The 14515-nt window shown below is 44.6% G+C and carries 14 protein-coding genes and 1 pseudogene; 8 read left to right on the top strand and 7 right to left on the bottom strand.

Annotated elements, in window-relative coordinates; all coding sequences use genetic code 11:
- Nucleotides 1-111: 111 nt before the first annotated feature.
- The 3 genes and pseudogenes from AWQ22_RS15925 to mobF form a co-directional block, all read right to left on the bottom strand.
- The gene (locus tag AWQ22_RS15925; RefSeq protein WP_065712028.1) at nt 112-684 is read right to left on the bottom strand and encodes a PIN domain-containing protein; all 573 of its coding nucleotides are present in this window, start codon (nt 682-684) and stop codon (nt 112-114) included.
- A pseudogene (locus tag AWQ22_RS15920) lies at nt 684-1165 on the bottom strand (helix-turn-helix domain-containing protein). Before AWQ22_RS15920 ends, AWQ22_RS15925 begins: the two are co-directional and overlap by 1 nt.
- Before the next feature lie 87 nt (nt 1166-1252).
- The gene (gene mobF, locus AWQ22_RS15915) at nt 1253-5002 is read right to left on the bottom strand and encodes a MobF family relaxase (protein ID WP_065711954.1); all 3750 of its coding nucleotides are present in this window, start codon (nt 5000-5002) and stop codon (nt 1253-1255) included.
- Nucleotides 5003-5474: 472 nt separating this feature from the next.
- On the opposite strand from mobF, the gene AWQ22_RS15910 reads away from it, so the two are divergent.
- The 6 genes from AWQ22_RS15910 (at nt 5475) to AWQ22_RS15885 (ending at nt 10056) form a co-directional block, all read left to right on the top strand.
- Nucleotides 5475-6461, top strand: a complete 987-nt coding sequence (locus AWQ22_RS15910; RefSeq protein ID WP_065711953.1) for a ParM/StbA family protein — start codon at nt 5475-5477, stop codon at nt 6459-6461.
- Between the two features lie 217 nt (nt 6462-6678).
- Nucleotides 6679-7388, top strand: a protein-coding gene (locus AWQ22_RS16640; RefSeq protein WP_397428282.1) for an IS1 family transposase whose coding sequence is annotated in 2 segments (ribosomal slippage) — nt 6679-6964 and nt 6964-7388 — 711 coding nt in all. Because the reading frame shifts where the segments join, the coding sequence is not laid out codon by codon here.
- Between the two features lie 231 nt (nt 7389-7619).
- Nucleotides 7620-8126, top strand: a complete 507-nt coding sequence (locus tag AWQ22_RS15900; RefSeq protein WP_065711952.1) for a hypothetical protein — start codon at nt 7620-7622, stop codon at nt 8124-8126.
- Nucleotides 8126-8335 (top strand): hypothetical protein, encoded by a 210-nt coding sequence (locus AWQ22_RS15895; protein WP_065711951.1) that lies wholly within the window; start codon nt 8126-8128, stop codon nt 8333-8335. The genes AWQ22_RS15900 and AWQ22_RS15895 overlap by 1 nt, the downstream gene beginning before the upstream one ends.
- 190 nt (nt 8336-8525) lie before the next feature.
- Nucleotides 8526-9164 carry a ParA family protein gene (locus AWQ22_RS15890; RefSeq protein ID WP_030008092.1) on the top strand — a complete coding sequence of 213 codons (639 nt, stop codon included), beginning with the start codon at nt 8526-8528 and terminating at the stop codon, nt 9162-9164.
- Nucleotides 9157-10056, top strand: coding sequence for a ParB/RepB/Spo0J family partition protein (locus AWQ22_RS15885; RefSeq protein ID WP_065711950.1), 900 nt, complete (start codon nt 9157-9159; stop codon nt 10054-10056). Before AWQ22_RS15890 ends, AWQ22_RS15885 begins: the two co-directional genes overlap by 8 nt.
- Before the next feature lie 167 nt (nt 10057-10223).
- Here the strand turns inward: AWQ22_RS15885 and AWQ22_RS15880 are convergent, their stop codons facing one another.
- From AWQ22_RS15880 to AWQ22_RS16880, 4 genes are all read right to left on the bottom strand, one after another.
- Complete coding sequence (locus AWQ22_RS15880; protein WP_065711949.1) at nt 10224-10616, bottom strand: type II toxin-antitoxin system VapC family toxin; 393 nt, start codon at nt 10614-10616, stop codon at nt 10224-10226.
- Nucleotides 10613-10846, bottom strand: a complete 234-nt coding sequence (locus AWQ22_RS15875; protein WP_065711948.1) for a type II toxin-antitoxin system Phd/YefM family antitoxin — start codon at nt 10844-10846, stop codon at nt 10613-10615. Before AWQ22_RS15875 ends, AWQ22_RS15880 begins: the two co-directional genes overlap by 4 nt.
- Nucleotides 10847-10920: 74 nt before the next feature.
- Nucleotides 10921-12576 (bottom strand): AIPR family protein, encoded by a 1656-nt coding sequence (locus tag AWQ22_RS15870; protein ID WP_065711947.1) that lies wholly within the window; start codon nt 12574-12576, stop codon nt 10921-10923.
- A 2-nt stretch (nt 12577-12578) separates the two neighbouring features.
- Nucleotides 12579-12722: a hypothetical protein gene (locus AWQ22_RS16880; protein ID WP_157094669.1), complete on the bottom strand. Its 144-nt coding sequence runs from the start codon at nt 12720-12722 to the stop codon at nt 12579-12581.
- 422 nt (nt 12723-13144) lie between these two features.
- On the opposite strand from AWQ22_RS16880, the gene AWQ22_RS15865 reads away from it, so the two are divergent.
- Together AWQ22_RS15865 and AWQ22_RS15860 are read left to right on the top strand one after the other, a co-directional pair.
- Nucleotides 13145-13576, top strand: a complete 432-nt coding sequence (locus tag AWQ22_RS15865; RefSeq protein WP_030008090.1) for a putative toxin-antitoxin system toxin component, PIN family — start codon at nt 13145-13147, stop codon at nt 13574-13576.
- 2 nt (nt 13577-13578) lie between these two features.
- Entirely contained in the window at nt 13579-13902 is a 324-nt protein-coding gene (locus tag AWQ22_RS15860; protein WP_030008089.1) for a YlcI/YnfO family protein, read from the top strand.
- The last annotated feature ends 613 nt before the right edge of the window (nt 13903-14515 follow it).

The raw sequence follows: 14515 nt of genomic DNA, 5'->3' as shown, positions 1-14515 counted from the left end.
AAAATTCGGTTTAAAATGTTAGCTAGTACAGCTAATTTACCCCGTGCTTTAGCCTTACTCGATAAGTTAGATCAACATTTTTCTAAAATATAGAGTTTCTGAGATTTATTGCTACAGTAATTCGCTATACTTCTCCAGTGCTTGTACTGTTCGAGTTAAACCTTGACCTTTATATCCTGCGAGTAAATCATTAATACTACGGGGCGGATTCTTTAGACTTTCTCGTAATGTTCTCACTACATCACAAACGACCAAAGGGTCTAAATCTATCAAATGGCTGATAAATACATCTGGATTTTGTACTTCAATTCCATATTTTTTAATGTTTTGCGACGGAAAATCTAACTCATTACAAGTCACAATCACATCTGCTCTTGCACAAATTGCTGCTGCTAATACGTGGCGATCGCCTTTATCTGGCAACTCTAATGATTCAATCAGTTCCTGATAGCCATCAACTAAACAATCTCGAATATGACTATTCATCAAGTCTCTTGTTCTTTCTAGGCGTTTTTTTTCAATGTCAGGTCTATTTTTTAACAGATTTCTGATCCACTCATCATGAATTTCGTTTGTCCATTTTGCACGATACAAATCTTTTACAGCTAAACGCATCAGCAGATCTCTTACAGGTGCTTTGTACAGAACACAAGCATCGATTAGTGCAGTGAAATTGTTGGCAATCAATATCCCAATCCTAGTTCCTGAGCTTCTTGAGTTAGCTCATCCAGTGCTTGCATCCTTTGACTATCTATTTTTGCTTATAATCCATCACATCTTTAAACAAAATCCGACGATGGGTTCCTACTTTTCGATAGGGCATTTCCTGATTCTCGATTAACTTAATCAAGAAAGGACGGGAGACATTCAAGATATCAGCGGCTTCTTGGGTTGTTAATTCTGCATGGATCGGTATCAATGTGACTGCATTGCCACCCGCCATCTGCACCAAAATCTCTTGCAATAGGCGAAAAGCACCTGAAGGAATGTCGATCCGCTCTTCGTTTCCTTCACTTATTTGGATATGCAGCCTGTAATTGCAGGGGTGAGCTTCTAATTCTCTATTCTTTAGAAGCATCAACAATTGATGACTGGATTCCATTGCAAGCTGTGTTTCGGCTTGAGTTGGTACTACAGTACCCAAAACATTGGCGGTAATTGTCATGTTTTTTACCTATGTTTTCTACGCATTTTTTGCACAGATTACAACTCCATATTATAAACGAAATAATCGAAACGAGATTGCCCCTACTTACACCTCCTGTCTTCGCTTAGGTTTCAATTTTTGCTGTAGACGCTGTAATTCCTGCTCTATCTGGACTTGATAGCTTTTGACATCTTCAGGAATACCTTGCTTTCGCCGTGCTTCGAGGGTGTTGCTCTGGTGCAGGATTTTGGTTCTGTCTTGGGAGTGCGCGGTGTAGGAGATCGCCATATCAATCATCAGTTCGGTTAACTTCCGTCCCTGTCCTTGGGTTTTGAGCAGATAATTCCTCAGTTTGAGATACTCATTGCGATAGTGCTTGTCAGCTTCCCAAGTTAATGGGATGGCATGGTTTAAGACGTCTGAAAATCTCTCTACACCTTGCTTCACAATCAAATCATCGATGCCTTTGCCTTCGTGGGACTGCCATTTCAAAACTGAAACTTTGCAGCCTGCTTCCTCGAAAAGTTCACCTGTTCGCACTAAATCACGGCGTACATTTTGAATCGTGCTTTGTTTACGGTCTTGGTCGAATGCCATCAGGATTTGTCGACCATTTGTGGCAAATACCGCCAATTCAGGATGGAGTCTACGTTTCGGCAATTCCACACCATTTTCTCGACTGCGATACCCCCCCGTGACACTGGGGAGAGCGATCGCCGCATAACCCTGACTCAACACCGATTCTGCTTTTTTCTTGCCTTCCACTGGGATGATGGCGATTTGCGGATACCAGTAGACACAGGGCCAAAAACCACTCCTTCGTTCTTCTGCCGAGGGATTTACGCCATATCTTGTATAGATTTGCGCAGCAAGTTGTTCAGGCACCCTGGGAAAGATAATGCCCTTCGGGAGCCCTCTAGGCGCTTCATATTTACGGTATTGGTCGCTGCCTTTTTGTTGAGTCTTGTGCCAGTCTAGACGAGGATGATCCGCTTTAAACTCCCCAAAGGTTTTCTCTGGAGGGATTTCACCGATCTGTAACGTTGGTAATTTTGTGGCATCAATGCCGCCATCCGCCCAGACGCCCCCCTCAGCAACAGTGGCATATTGATCCATCACCCGCTTCATGGGTTGGGTGACATACTGACCAGTGCCTAGAGTTGCTAAATGGTCTTCCAGCAGCCGTTCATAGACATCCATCCCTGCCAATGATTCAGCATTGAGGGCAGCCACCTCTGGAGCAATGCCTGATTTTTCTACTCGTTCTAACCAATGTTTTTCTTTCAGGTGTAACGGGGCTGGAGGAATTGGTAATTTAATCCCTTGCTCTTTGAGTAACTCTGATGGATTGACTTGGTTATGGGAAATGTCAGCCAGTTCCCTCAGTTTCTGGGCATTGGTTGTCCAGATTGTGACATCATATTTGGCGCGGGATAAGGCCACTAAAACGCTTTCGCGATTGACAGTGGGGTCATTGCCAAAACTGACGAAGACCTGTTTCGCAGTTTTACCCTGGCTAGAGTAAACGGTGCCTACCAGGGCATGGTCACAGTGATTCAAGTCATTCAGGGAGAATTCATCCAATCTTCCCTGATCATCAACAACGCTGACTAAGCGGGTCAGGGGCTCAATGCCAATGATGGTGAATTCCCGACCATTGGTGCGCTTCTGCGGGCGGTTATTCCTCGTCCACTTCAGGCGATCACCCACGGCAATCGATAAATTATGTTTTACAAAAACCTCTGTTTTAAGGGGATATCGCAAACCCTTCAGATTCAGAGTGATTTGCTCATTGAGAGTCACATCATCACCAGAGATTTGGGTGACCTGATAACGTTTGGAGCGTTTGAGGCAATTGTGGTCTTTGAGGGGAATCAAGACATCACCGACAGCATAAAATCGGGCGTGTTGCTTTTGCTCCTCGGTCATATCCTTGCGATTTAGAGTTTCGGTTGCATACTCCGTTTCTTGAATCCTGCCTTCTTGTTTTAAACCCTGTCGAAGCTGGTGAATGATGCTGAAGCGTTCCTGGTGGGTACCAGATAAAACTAATGTTTCAGCCCGTTCTGCTTCACTTAACTTCAGGTAGGCTGTGGCAATTTGTTGGGCACGGTCTTCAAGATCTGGAATTTCAGAGACTTTGCCATGTTTCTGTAACCAGGCGATCGCCTCACCGCCGAGGTTGTGGTAGGTCAGTTGAACAGCCCTGGCGATGATGGAATCTTTCTGGCGGAGGAAATCTTTTAAATGGCTGGCACTGAGGCCATTATCAATCAAAGATTTGAAGGGAGCCCCTGCATTAACGGCAGTTAACTGTTTGGGATCCCCCACCAACAAAACCTGGGCATTCTGGTCACAGGATTTCCGTAATAACTGATGCGCTTCTTGGGCAGACAGTTTACCCGCTTCATCAATAATCCACAGTTGTCGCTTTTGGCTTGGTTCATCCTGTTGGAGGAGATGGTAAGCAACCGTATCCGTACCAATACCAACCTCATCACCAAGGACTTCGGCGCTACTGGCATCAGGCGCAAAACCAGACACTTCAATACCTTGGGCTTGTGCAATCTTAACAAGGGTGTTCAAGGTAAAAGTTTTGCCAGCTCCAGCGACTCCCACCCAACCCACAACGCGGTCTTGGCTACAAAGAGCGTGGTTTACAGCATCAGTTTGAGAAGTGGTAAGGACTCCAGATAATTGGGCTTGAGTCGTTAGCATCGGTGCTAAATTCCCCTGACCTTCTTGCATCAGGGCAATGGTCATTTTTTCCCGGATTAAACTTTCCTCTGTAGCCAATCGTCGCCCTCTACGAATTAGTCGAGGATTTGCATCAATGGTTGCTTCAATGTCCTCAAAGGAATAACCCGTTGGTTCCGCCACAATAAAAACTTCTAGGTCTTCTCTGGTAAAAATGGCAGTTCGTTCCTCGCTGTGGCGAATTGCCTGGTCAACCAAGACCGTGAGATTTTTTCCAGTAACCGAATTTCCGGGGCAGGGGGTGGGATGTTCAATTGCTAGTTCTGCTGCTGTGTTTTGCCATTCTGCCAACAGTGACTGCCGATCTACATGATGCTGTTTGATTTTTCGGGTCTCAAATAGGGCTTTAATCCGGTTTTCATTCGTATCTTTCAATCTCTCCGCTTCCAAATAAGCCAAGATTTGCTGGTGGCGATCACTAAATTCTTCGATCTGCTCTCGTGTATAACCTTTCAACTCAAACAATCCATCGGCTCTGGTCTCAATTTCATAGCCCAATTTTTGGATTGCTTGTGCCAACTCATTCCGGTAGATTCTCCCCAATAAAATCTTGTGATGATACAAATTGCTATTTGTCCCCGAACGCCACTGTCCCCCCTCATCCTGTGCCACATTCATCACCAGACAATGAGTATGTAAATTCGGTTCTAGCTCACGGTTCGTATCATGGAGGAATTTCGCCACACACAGATTATCCACTGACGTAATTTGTTTATTGATTCGCGTCTCGGCATATCGTGTTTCGATCAAAGTCAGCATTTGGTTGACGGCTTCTTCGTGGGCTTCGATCAGTCGTTGATCTCCTCCAATCAATGCGGCGATCGATACAGACTTCGGGGCGGAAAATGTTAGGTCGGTTCCAGCCCTTGCTTCTTTCCCTTGTGGTGGAGCTGCCCGTAATTTTTTCTGACCGTCTGCTGTCAAACCCTGCAATATATTTTGGAATACTTTTCCATCACTGATTTTCCCACTTAGTCCCAGAGCTTCTGCCCCCTTCCCCCACCATTCCGAAAATTCTACTTGCTCCGCCTCGGCGTAATAATTTTCCTTGTAGTAGCTCCCTGCTTTTGCCGGAGTCATCGTGGCGATCGTCAACATACCTAAAATTTCCTCTGTTTTTAGGTAAGAGAAAATCTCCCTCCGATTTCGGATATTTTCCACCCGTCAACAAAAAACCTCCGGAGGTGCGTCAGGTGTGGGGAAATTTCCTCGGCTTGACCAGTGGGCTACGCTTTTACCCCTGTACAGGATTTGCTACAGATTTCCCCTCTTTTACCACCTTCTTTTGATCATTATTTGCTACGATTTTGTACTTTTTTCTCAATAAAGACCTATTTTTCTTACTTGTTGAGAATGACTTCTCTCATCACCTACTTTCCGACCCTCGTCGGGTGCCTAAGTTGTGACAGATCTGTAGCAAATCATGGACTAATCCTGTATATCGACAAAATCAATACGAATTAACTATTACTGTCTTTCTTTAACTCCTTTCGTGAAGTTTTGTAATAACTCATCTGTCCTTATCTGAATCTCCTCCTCTTTTTCTTCTTCGTCTGTAGGAGGTTTTTTTATGTCTATTCTCAAAATTGTTATCGATCCTGGTACCAGTGCCACTAAAGTCACCTATCGCCTCGGTTCGGGTTCCTGTCATTTTTTTGCTATGTCCCCCCATTGTGCCCCTGTCCCTCCCGATTATCCCCAGTCGGCTTCTTGGGGCATCGGTTCTACTCACCTTGAAAGTTCTTGGGTTTCTCTCCCCGATGCTTGTTTTCTCATTGGGGCGATCGCTAAAAAGTTTCAAGGCTCTGAACTCCGCAATCACGAACTCAAATGTGACAAAGCTCTCTATAAAATCCTCGGTATTCTCGCCCATCTACAGCTCCAGATGACGCAAGTTGTACCTATTGATCTTGGCATTCTCCTGCCTTTCGACGAATACCTTACCAAGGATTTACTTGAACGACGTTTACTCGCCGCTCAGGATTCTATCCAATTTTGTGGTCAGGCTCTCTCTCTCCACTTCAACGAAATTCGTATTTTTCCTGAAGGAGCTGGTCTACTTCTTTGTGGTTTACCCAAAACCCTATCAAAAAAATGCTCTCGCATTTCTGCTCTTATCATTGGGCACCGCAATGTGTCTTGGTTAGCCACTCACAATGGTTCTCCCCTCCCGGAAGCTTCTACTACCAACAATCTTGGCTTCCGTTGGTTGGTTCAGGAAGTCAGCAAACTCACTGGACATACGGATGAACTCTCCCTCGCTGAGCTTCTCTTCCATGGCACACAGCTTCGACCTGATCTTCAGCAGGCGATTCACCAGTGTCTTCCCCTTTACTGGCAACAAATTCACTCTTTTCTCATTGAACAACAGCCTACTGATTTCGTTGTCTGCGGGGGGGGCGCAGCTATGCTCCTTGAACCTCAACTTATTCAACATTTCTCCAGGAACATTGGCTGGGGTAATCATCTCCTACGTCCTCTTCTAAAATCGACTTTTCTCAATCCTATCCTTGCGCGTCGCCTTCTTGATTCCTATGGACTCCTTCAACATTTATAGAGGTCTTCTTTATGATTCGACATTGTTTCTATAGTCAGGATGGAACTCCTTTTCGAGATGTTTTAATTCACGTTAAACAATCTCCAGGAAAAACCATTCAAAGAGAAGTAGAGGATGCTTTTCTACTCCTTCATTATCCTCACCTACTTCATTCGGTGGTACTAAAAGGGTAATGACGGTTTTGTTAAGGTAGAACGGAAGTCATTGACTCCGACCCATGCCTCAATGTCCCAGCTGTCAATCCCAACATACAGTCAAAAATGGGCACATCCACAACGGTAAACAGCGCTTTCTCTGCAAGCAATGCGGTCGTCAATTCGTGGAACATCCCACCAATAAACTCATTGATGCTGAAACCCGCGCTCTGATTGACCGTCTGCTTTTCGAACGTATTTCGATGGCCGGCATCGCCAGAGCTGTTCAAGTTTCTGAACAATGGCTGCAAAATTACGTCAATATGAAAGCAGCACAAGTACCAAGAAGGGCCAAGGTTGTCCCCAAAAAAAGGGGTCTTTAAAGGTGCAGTGTGACGAACTCTGGTCTTTTGTTGACCACAAAGGCAATAAACAGTGGGTCTGGCTGGCCCTTGACGTTCAAACCCGGGAAATTATTGGTCTGCACGTTGGTTGCCGTGGTCGAGAGAGTGCAAAAGCACTGTGGGCGTCATTGCCTGGGGTATATCGGCAATGTGGAGTCTTCTACACGGATGAGTGGGAAGCCTACCGTGGCGTATTCCCTTCAAAGCGTCATCGGGTGGTTAGCAAACAGAGTGGTAAAACCAGTTATATTGAGCGCTTTAATTGTACTGTGAGGCAAAGGATGTCACGGTTTGTGAGACGCAGTCTAGCCTTCTCCAAGTGTGTATTTAATCACATTGGACTATTGTGGAATTTCATCCATCACTACAATTCCTCATTACCCCTTTAGTACTACCCTTCATTCTTCCCATCATTCTCCTGAACTGATTATTCGTCAGGCAGAACTTTCTATTCATCGTTTAACTCAGGAGATTACACAGTTAACGGCTCTCATCACTTCTCTTTCTTCCTCTTCTCAAACTTCTTTCCATCCTGAGAGTGAGGCCGAAACTATCGATGAATCTGAGCCTCTTTTCTCTTCTTCTTTATTTACTTCTGATAGTTTCTAGGACTTTTTATCATGAACAAACAAAACATTGTTGAAAAATACAACATTTCTCAGCCTAAATTTGACGAGATCCTCGATGATTTGAACATCTCACAGGATACGATTCTTTTTTCTGATGATCAAATTGCTCTTTTTGAGCGAATTTTTCATTTAGCTCGTCAGCAGAAAAAAGGCTATAAAAAGGCAATTTCTATTGTTTTGAATCAATCTTCTGATTCTTCAGAGCATTCTGAACCAAGTTCTGTATTGGATCCTAAATTGACCGACTTCTTTCATCAGAAATCTGCTACTTTTGCTGAACAGATGATTGATGAAACACCTCATCTACTTAATGAACAGCGGGCGGCTGCTCGTAAAATCATTGTTGATTCTTTTTGGAAACGGATCAATGAGATTGGAAATTCTGAAGAGTTTAAGCGCAAATTTGACGCTGTTCTTTATGGAGATGACATCGTTGATGCTTCTGTTCTGCCGGGGGAGTCGTCTGCGCTGCCAGAGAGTTCCTCCTTCGATTCTTAATGGATTTTTGTCGGGAACATGAACGGGCGTTGAAAATCCGGGACAAACAATTACAGCTTCAACAAGCTGAGATTGAACAGAAAATTTCCTTTCGGCGGCGTCAACGCCGGGAATTTGACCGCTTCTGTGAGTCTTTATTCACCATCTTGGCTCTGATGGCGATCGCCTTTGTTCTTGGTATCCTTTTTGTGCAACTCTTTTTTCCTTAACTCATCTTTGGCGATCGCCTTTTACTCGTAGGGCGATCGCCATCATCTAAAACTCTTTATGAGACAACTAAGTCATTAGACCGTTTTTCGCGCTACCTCTTGAACTAGGCACTCGAAAATTTAAGGCTAGAGGCTACCCATAACGTTATGGGTAATATAAAATGTGCTCAGGTAAATCTTAGGTTGATCTGTGAGCATTATCAGCATTGTGAACCAAAAAGGTGGTTGCGGTAAGAGTACGACAGCCGTACACCTTGCCTATTGGCTGGCCCAAAATAAAAATGTCACGTTAATTGACGCCGATGCGCAGCAATCAAGTTCGAGCTGGCTGGCACGTTTACCTAAAGAAATTCCAAATGCTGCGATCCTTGATCCCGAAGCCCTCTTTGATGCCATCGAAGCGGCCAGCAATCAGTATGATGTGGTGGTGGTTGATGGCCCCGGTAGCCTAAGTGAAATTACCAAAACAATTCTGGATATCTCTGACCTCACTCTTGTTCCTTGCCAGCCATCCGGTCTTGATCTCAGCAGTAGTAGTAAAATTTTGCAGGTCATTCGTCAGCGACAAAAAGTGCGCGGCGGCCAGCCCCATGTTGGCTTATTCCTGAGCCGCGCTGTCAAAGGCACCGTTTTATTAAAAGAAGCACAACAGGCCCTTAGTCAAGACCAGCGATTTCCACTCATTAATTCCATTGTCTATCAGCGGCAATGTATTTCTGATGCGCCAATTCAAGAGGCAACAGTTTTTGATTTAGCGGGCTCTGCCGCAAAAGCAGCTCAACAAGACTATGAAAATTTATTTATGGAGGCTTTGAGTTACCTTGGCTAGACGTACCGTCGGAAATTATTTAGCAGAGCTATCCACTGAGCCAGAGTCTGCCGTGGCGATCGCCAATATTCGCCTTTCGGCCAGTCAACCCCGTCATTACTTCGATCTTGAGAAAATTCAACAGCTTGCTGCTTCGATTCAAAAATATGGCATTTTAGAACCCCTCCTGGTTCGACCGATTCCTCACCAAGCTAACCACTACGAATTGGTCGCAGGGGAAAGACGTTACCGTGCGGCATTGCAGTTGGGCCTCAAAACTGTTCCGGTTGTGATTCGTGACCTGGACGATCAACAAGCCCTGGCGATCGCCCTTGTGGAAAATCTCACCCGCGAAGATCTCAACCCCGTCGAAGAAGCAGAAGGTGTGCTTAATCTTTTGGCAATAGAGTTGCAGCGTGAACCCCAAGAAGTAAAAAGTTTACTTTACCGTTTAGAAAACGAAAAAAAAGGAAAAACGATTACCCATAACGTTATGGGTAGTGAAATCGGTGAGCAGATTCAAGCTATTTTTACAAACTTGGGTCAGAATTGGTCGTCCTTTACGGCGAATCGTTTACCCCTACTCAATTTACCTGATGATATTTTAGAAGTCCTCCGTGAGGGGAAAATTGCCTACACGAAAGCGAAGGCGATCGCCCGCCTACAAGATGCCGAATCACGAAAAAACTTGTTAGAAACCGCCATCCAGGAAAATCTCTCCTTAAGCGAGATTAGGCAGCGTATCAACGAGCTAAAGTTCAACACCGCAGAACAAAAGCCCCAGTCACGCATTGATCAAACGGTCAAACGACTCAAGGCTGCGCGTCTCTGGGATAAAAATCCTGAAAAATGGGATCAGATGCAGGCATTACTTGCCCAGATTGATGAACTAATTTCCGAAGCATCCCATTAGTTTGGGTAGTGACTGCCCGCCGAGATAAAAAATGAAACTGCCTGGAATTCCTCTCCCATGGGACTCCGTTTCGTTCTGGAAAAAAGGGAAAAATAATTACCCATAACGTTATGGGTAGTTGCTATGGTCTCCAAAAAAGGCGATCGCCCTTTTGTTTCGGTTAAAAATTACCAAACTGTTGCTGAATAAAAATTGCCGATTATAGAATCTTTTGTAATTAACTGAGCTTGGTATTGAGTTGCTAAAGCTACCACCACCCGGTCTGCTGGATCACGATGGCCCCAATCTAAAGCCACACTTGCCACCCAGAGGCTCACATCAATCGCAATAATTTGTACTACATCAGATTGGAGTAGGGTCTCAACATACAAATCTAAATCGACTCCAAGATCTAGTTTGCCCTGTTTGACCTTTAAGGCAATTTCCCACAATGAAATAGAAGCGACTAAACCATTTTTTTTCATCTCCATTTGGTCACACAAAGACCTCGCTGGAATCGAGAGCTGTTCGGGGTCTAAACTCCACCAAATCAGAGCGCAGGTATCTAGAACAATTGTCATACTTCTCCCCACTCTTCGGTTGTTGGCGTAGTTAAGTCTTCGTAATACTTGACTTTACCTCGTAGCGACGCAAACAATTCTGCTGTTCCTTGACGTTTTTGATATCGAGAAACCTTAAATAATGGCTCGCCATTATCTACGATGATGATCTCCTCATCCCCTTCTTTTTGGCCCAATTTTTCTAGAATACTCTCGAATTGGCTTTTAAACTGACTTTTTGTAATTTCCATAATTTCATCCCTAAATTAAATCAAAAATTTGGCGATTGATGGTGAGAGCTAGGTTGAATAAATCTCACTAAGTTTTATCGGAGTTTTTCGATTAAATCACCCCTCCGGAAAGTGGCAGCGAGTTGCTGTAAAGATATGGGGCGATCGCCATAGAGATCTGCAAGGGCAGCTTGAATATCATCAATAGCAGCTTTAAAGTAGTCGTCACCTTTAGTTGTAACCAGTTCTTGGGCTTTAGGGAAGTGCTCATGATTGAGGCTTGCTAAATCAAGCTTTATGTCTGACAGCAGCTTTTGGCCCATCTGCATCGCCGCAAAACAAGAACCATAACGCACAAAGTCAGGATCATTTTCAGCGGGACGCTTACGCCGATTTTCTGCAATCCGATAGAGCAAAACAGCAGTGATCACCTGGGAACCATTGAGCTGGTCTGTGAAAATCGAATCGTACAACTTGCCAAAATGTTCTCTTGAAAAGAATTTTGCCTGATGGGGTTTTCTGCGCCACACAGACAAGACGGCCTCTGCGGCTACCCCTGACGTAATATCGCTACGGGAGTAACTTTCAGAACGTTTACGTCGATAATTGAAACCGAGGGCTTCCATGTCAATCTCTAGGCGTTTTTGGCGTTCATCATTGGCCTTGAGATCTTTTAAGTCAACGGGATTTTGACTGTTCGTGGCATAGGTAATATTTTTAACGAGGTCTTCATTTTCCTTGGGAAGTTGATACAAACGGATTAAAACGTAAGCTTCCTGGGGAAAAAGACTGCGTTGAGCAAGGGTTTTGGCAATGGTCATACAGGTTTGACCACCGTTGATGATCTGGAGGTTTTCAACTCGCACCTGATAGTCTCCCTGCTGAAAGGCATTGTGGGTAAAGGAGTCGCAGGTTAGGGTGATGCCGTTGTTATAGAAATAAAAGTTTTTCTCCTCTCCATTGATCAAAGTATTGCGAATTCCTTCATTGACGCGATTGCCCTGTAAACCCAGGTAACGCCGGATATTACGTTCGAGCAGTCTTTCACCATGACGATCAATTAAATCCGCAATTTCGGTGATCGCAATTTTGCCCACTAGAACGCGACTAAATTCCATATCTTCAACGATCGCCTTGCCGCTGAGCTGGAGGGTGTCTTTAACGGGCTTGGTTGCCTGGAGAATATTAATCAGACGGTCGTGGTTAACGTGTTCCCAAGTGACTTGATTGCCAAACCCACTGCGCTCGATGGCTTCCGTTGCGGCGATATTCCACGGTTGGCCATTATTACAAGCTAATGCTCTGACTTGGGGAATATAACCGTCACGGATGAGGCTACGGGCTGCTTCTACTTTACTCAGTAGTCGAGGATTAATCCGTTGCAGTGTGGCGTTGGGATCGAAAAGATACCGAATTGCATTGATCAGGGCTTCAATGCCGCTTGCAGGAAAATTCGCATCTCCTTTGAAGTTATTTTTATATTTTGCCTGGAAAAGGCTAACGGTAAATTCTCCGTCATGTTCTTCAGAAATATGAATGGCATCAACGCCGAAATCTCCTCCCCCTTCAGTGAGGCAATCAAATGTTTCGCTGTGATCGAGGTCGAGAATGGTTTTGACACAGAGGTAGACAAAGGCAAGGGGCTTGATCTTGTTTTCGTCTTGGATATTTAATTCATCCTTTGCCGGTTGGCGGATAGCGTCGATGAGGGAGCCTAGGCGTTGATCGATGATTGAAGCGTTAATATTCATAGTCAACTGATGGCCTGGAGATTCTGTAGCTTGCTTATTTTACCAAGGGCTGGGAAGGCGATCGCCTCACGAAAATTGATTAAGATTTGGGGGTTGAGTTTTTTGGACTGGGATGGATTACCCATAACGTTATGGGTAGTTGCCATAATCACCAAAAAAGGCGATCGCCTCACAGGAGCAGTTTAGATAATTTTTTCACTCAATCTGAGTTACTGGAGTGTTTTATTTGGTAAGTTCTGAGAATTAGGTTTAAAAAGCTTGTGTGACTTACACATAACGTTATGGGTAACTTTCTCCAAATGATGCGCACTTCATTCCTATATCAATGGTGATGGCTCTGTGAAGGAATTAGGTCAGCCTTTACTGAATAAAGAAGTACCCACTAGCGATCACTGAAACCACTATTCTTTCGTTAAAATCAGTAAAAAAGGTCGAACCTTGAAACGATCTCTATACAAGACTCTCAGGCAATATTTTTTCTATAATCCTAGGTTTCTGTCGAGATGCGCCCTCTAGTCCATCGCCGAATGCAACTAAACGACACTGAATATGGTGCTATAGTGGTGTCATGACAGAGCAAGCCCCATTACACCTCGTTATTGACACCAACATCGTTCTAGAAGGCTTAACCAAACAGGGGAGCGCATCAGGGCTGATCATCGAAGCTTGGTTAGCCGAATTATTCATCGTTCACATTTCCACGGCGATTGCCTATGAATACCAAGATGTTTTAAGCCGTAAACTATCCCCTACTCGTTGGCAAACCCTAAAGCCCGTCCTTGGTCGGTTACTCACCCTCACTAAATTCACCGAAATCCATTTTACATGGCGACCCACTTCCCCCGACCCCGGCGATGATCTGATCATTGACTGTGCTATGAATGCCAATGCGGCGATCGTTACTTTAAACCTCAAAGATTTTCAACGGGCAAAACAGTCCCTAGGCTTACCTGTTCTGTCCCCCGTCGAACTCATTCTAAAACTCACAGGAGATGAATAACAATGAGTCGTTTAACCCTACGCTTACCCGAAACCCTCCACCAACAGCTTAGTCACCAAGCCTCCCAAGAGGGCGTATCTCTAAACCAATACATTGTCTATGCCCTAACCCGTCAGGTTTCCCAAAATTACGTTGTGGAACCCGTTCCCGCTGAGAACGTTGAACAGCAAAACACCTCATTCCAAAAACTTCTCAATGATTTGGGTCAGGCAACTCCTGAAGAAGTAAAACTCGCGCTAGACGTAAGGGAAACCGTAGAGCTAGAAAGCGAATTAAACCCAGAGACCATCACCAAACTCCGCCAGAAGATAAGTAGCAAAGTCTAGACTTTTTGAATTTATGGCTTACAAAAATAGATTGGTGATCGCCCAGGAAAACAGAGTCGTGTGCCCTGAGTTCATCCTAACCCCGATTTTCCTGCCGAGCTAAAGCCTGTTCAATGAAATTTGGATCAGGCAGATAGAAACAATGCCTCCAGTTCCTCAACGCCTTGCAGGAACTTCTCTCTTCGAGCCGACAGACACACTGATTCTGGCATTTGACTACGCGGCCTCAAAAAGTTGGCCACTTCATCCACTGCTCGACAGAACCGATCAGCAGATTCAAAGTCACCAAAGCCCAGAATCGGATAGTATATCGGTGCTTGACAGGTCTATGGCTTTGCTCGATGGGGTTAGCAGTACATGGATTAGAGGGCGCATTTGAACAGAAAGTATCGGTTATAGAAAAAATATCGTCTGAAAGCCTTACATAGAAGATGTTTTGAGGATCGACCTTTTTAGGCCATTTTAACGAAAGAATAGGGGTTCTAGGGGTTACGTCATAAAAGGGAACATATTGCACGCTAAGAAGGTGTGACTAATGCCCTATAGTCTGAAATTCTTTCGAGTTGCCGAATGAGTAGGCGATCGCCTCACAAAAGCAGTTTAGATAATTTTT

It is taken from the genome of Picosynechococcus sp. PCC 7117 (assembly GCF_001693275.1).
Classification (GTDB): domain Bacteria; phylum Cyanobacteriota; class Cyanobacteriia; order Cyanobacteriales; family MRBY01; genus MRBY01.
This window is presented reverse-complemented; position numbering and strand designations above follow the sequence as displayed.